Here is a 3,648-nt window from a genome sequence, read left to right on the forward strand (position 1 = left end):
GATCGGCGTCATCGGCACCGGCGCCACCGGGGTGCAATTGATTCCCGAACTGGCGAAGAAAGCCGCCGACCTGACGGTGTTTCAGCGCACCGCGATCTGGGTGGTACCCAAAGTCGACATCCGCTTCCCGCAGCGGATCAGGCGGATCTTTGCGCGTTTCCCGGCCACCCAGAGGGTCGTGCGGGTGGTGACCGACGCGGTCTACGAGTTCTTCATCTACGTCGGGTTGCACCACCGCCAGAAACTGTTCGGGCGACTCAACATCGGGGCCACCGACTTGGCGAAGATGCTGCGGTTCACCCAGATTCGCGACCCTGAGCTACGTCGTAAGCTCACCCCCGACTACGACCTGGGCTGCAAGCGGCCGACCTTCTCCAACAAGTGGTACCGCACCTTCACCAAGCCCAATGTTCATCTGCAGACCAGCGGCATCGAACGAGTCGACGCCGACGGCGTCGTGGCCAACGACGGCACCAAGACGGCGATCGACACCCTGGTGCTGGCCACCGGGTTCGACCTGTGGGAAGCCAACTTCCCGGCGATCGAGATCGTCGGGCGCGACGGCCGCAATCTGGGTAAGTGGTGGCGGGAGACGAGATTCCAGGCCTACCAGGGGGTTTCGGTTCCGTTCTTCCCGAATCTCCTGAGCCTCGCCAGCCCGTACGGGTTCCTGGGCTTGAACTTCTTCAACAACATGGAATATCAGATGAAGCTGATGGACCGGCTGTTCAGCGAGGTCAAACGCCGCGGTGCCACCACCTTCGAGGTCACCGAGGAGGCCAACTCGCGGTTCCTCGATGCGATGACCGAGCGGATCGGCGACTCGGTGTTCGCCTCGGGCAACTGCGCCACCTCACGGTCGTACTACTTCAACCCGCAGGGCGAGGCGACCCTGCTGCGGCCCACCACCACCAAATCCGCGATCCGGCTGGCCTGCGAATTCCCGCTGAGCGACTACCGCATCGCCTAGTGTCTGCAGACATGTCGGTCAAGATCCCCGGAGTCGGCGCGGCACTGGCTGCCGCCGGTTTATCCCATTTCGCCAGGCCGCAGATCTACGAAAAGATGACCGCGCAGGCTTTCCCCACCAACACCCGCCGGTTCGTCTACCTCAACGGCGGTATCGAGACCGTGCTGGGGGTGGGTTTGGTGGCACCGCAGACCCGCAAATTCGCCCTGGCTGGGGTGGCCGGCTACCTGGGGTACCTGATCTTCAGTGTGGTTCGCAACAAGCGACGGGGTTGACCGTCCCGCTGCACGGAGGCGCGCTGCAGCGTCGGCTCGGCTTGGGCGACGCGGTGGTGATCGGGCTCGGCTCGATGATCGGTGCGGGTGTGTTCGTGGTGTTCGGACCGGCTGCTGCGGCGGCCGGGTCCGGTCTGCTGATCGGGCTGGCCGTGGCGGTCGTGGTCGCCTATTGCAACGCCACCTCCTCGGCGCGGCTGGCGGCGAGGTATCCGCAGTCCGGCGGTACCTACGTCTACGGCCGCGAACGGTTGGGGGAATTCTGGGGCTATCTGGCGGGGTGGAGTTTCATCGTCGGGAAGATGGCCTCCTGCGCGGCGATGGCCCTGGCGGTCGGGCTGTATCTGTGGCCGAGCCACGCGCATGCCGTGGCCGTTGCCGCCGTGGCCGGGCTGACCGCGGTGAACTCCCGAGGCATCCAGAAATCGGCTCTGCTGACCCGGCTGATCATCGCCGTCGTGCTTGCTGTGCTGGCGGGGGTGGTGGCCGCCGTCCTGCTCAGCGGCCGGGCCGAGCCCTGGCAGATCACCGTGGTGGGCGGCACACCGGCCGGGGTGCTGCAGGCGGCCGGGCTGCTGTTCTTCGCCTTCGCCGGCTACGCCCGGATCGCCACGCTGGGTGAGGAGGTGCGCGATCCGGCGCGCATCATCCCGCGGGCGATCCGGCTGGCCCTGGCGATCACTCTGGCGGTGTACGCACTGCTGGCGGTGGCCCTGTTGGCCATTCTCGGTCCCGAACTGGGTTCCTCGGCAGCGCCATTGGCCGACGCGGTCGCGGCGGCGGGAGTTCCCTGGCTGGAGCCGGTGGTGCGGATCGGTGCGGCGGTCGCAGCGCTGGGCTCCTTGCTGTCGCTCATCCTGGGTATATCGCGCACCGGGCTGGCAATGGCGCGCGACGGCCATCTCCCGTCGGCCCTGGCCGTGGTGCACCCACGGTTCGCGGTGCCGCATCGCGCCGAGATGACGGTCGGGGTGATCGTCGCCGCGGTGGCCGCACTGGCCGACGTCCGCGCGGCGATCGGGTTTTCGTCGTTCGCCGTGCTGGTCTACTACGCCATCGCCAACGCCTGCGCCCTGACCCTGCCGGACCTACGCCTGACCCCGGCGATCGGACTGGCGGGCTGTCTGTTGCTCGCGGTGTGCCTTCCGGCGGGGTCGGTGATTGTCGGTGCCGCCGTCGTGGCGGCCGGGGCGGTGGTCTACGCGATCGCGCGACGGTGGTAGCCGGCTCTCACTGGTCGGGAATCTCGTGGCGGGTGCGGTCCTCTCGGGCCGGAATCCCGTTGCGCCCGTCGATGTCGGTGGCGTAGAGACCGACCGCGTAGGCCACCCCGCCTCCGTTGATGTCGAGCGCCTCACGACTGATCTTGTCGAGGGTGTCGGTGTCCTTGTGGTAATCCGCGTCGAACGGGGCGTTGGCCGTACCGCCCCACAGTTGTGCCTGCTGCGGACTCTTGTCCTCGTCGGCACCGGAGAACAGTCCGCCGGCGGGTATCCCGGCCAGGGTGAACCAGGTGTAGTCCGATCGGTTGTCGAAGGGTGCGTCCTGGGCAACCTTGCCCGATGACGCCAGGTATTCCACCAGGGTGCGTTCGATCCCTGCGGTGCCTTCGGGGATCAGGGGCGGAGCCTCGTCGCGACCCGGTGGAGTCGACTGATCGCCGTCGTGGGCGAAGTAGCCGGGGTTGGGCGAGCCGATCATGTCGAAGTTCAAATACAGCGCAATATCTTTGAGTTGCTCGGCGTCCAGTTCGGAGACGTACTTGCGGGACCCGACGATGCCGACCTCCTCGGCGCCCCAGAATGCGAAGCGCACGGCGTTGGTGACGGCCGGTTCGCTACCGAGTTGGACGGCGGTCTCCAGCACGGCGGAAACGCCGCTGCCATTGTCATTCATCCCGGCGCCTTCTTCGACGCTGTCAAGATGCCCGCCGACCATCACGACGTTTCGCTGCGAACCGGTCTTGGTCTGGGCGATGACGTTTCGGGTGGTGATCGCCACCGTGGCCGCCTCGAGTGTGACCTTCGCAGTGCCGGGCTTGGCACGCAGGCGAGCGCCGTCGGTCTTGGAGACGCTCACGACGGGAATCCCGACATTCGTGTTCTCACCTAAGGTCGCAGCCAGATTCTCGTCATCGGAATTGTTGGCCACCACCATCGCGACGGCACCCAGTTTCGCGGCAATCGCCTGTTTCTCGGAGAACGGGCACCCACCCCTGTCCACCAGAACAACGGCACCCTGCACTGACAAGCCCTCGTAATCCGCCGGCGCGCATCCCGGTGTCTCTTCGGCCGGCGCCGCGACCAGTGGCCCGCTGACACCGTATTCGGGAGTGCCGGCGCTGTACTTGAGCACGCCGGCCTTGACGGCGGCCCCACCGACCGACAGATCAGGGTCCCCGTG

4 protein-coding genes are annotated in these 3,648 nt (G+C 66.8%); 3 read left to right on the forward strand and 1 reads right to left on the reverse strand.

The window, feature by feature from the left end; translation table 11 throughout:
• The 3 genes from ADBZ5N_RS17955 to ADBZ5N_RS17965 all read left to right on the forward strand — a co-directional run.
• Positions 1-970, forward strand: a 970-nt coding sequence (locus ADBZ5N_RS17955; RefSeq protein WP_526259802.1) for a flavin-containing monooxygenase, incomplete at its 5' end; no start/stop codon positions are given.
• Between the two features lie 11 nt (positions 971-981).
• On the forward strand, positions 982-1,245 hold the full coding sequence (locus tag ADBZ5N_RS17960; RefSeq protein WP_526259804.1) for a DoxX-related protein: 264 nt from the start codon (positions 982-984) through the stop codon (positions 1,243-1,245).
• 74 nt (positions 1,246-1,319) lie between these two features.
• The gene (locus ADBZ5N_RS17965) at positions 1,320-2,468 is read left to right on the forward strand and encodes an amino acid permease (RefSeq protein ID WP_526259808.1); all 1,149 of its coding nucleotides are present in this window, start codon (positions 1,320-1,322) and stop codon (positions 2,466-2,468) included.
• Between the two features lie 7 nt (positions 2,469-2,475).
• On the opposite strand, the gene ADBZ5N_RS17970 is transcribed toward ADBZ5N_RS17965, so the two are convergent.
• Positions 2,476-3,648: M28 family peptidase (locus ADBZ5N_RS17970; protein WP_526259806.1), on the reverse strand; the 1,173-nt coding region annotated here is incomplete at its 5' end.

The sequence above is a fragment of the Mycobacterium sp. genome, from assembly GCF_044370595.1.
GTDB lineage: Bacteria > Actinomycetota > Actinomycetes > Mycobacteriales > Mycobacteriaceae > Mycobacterium.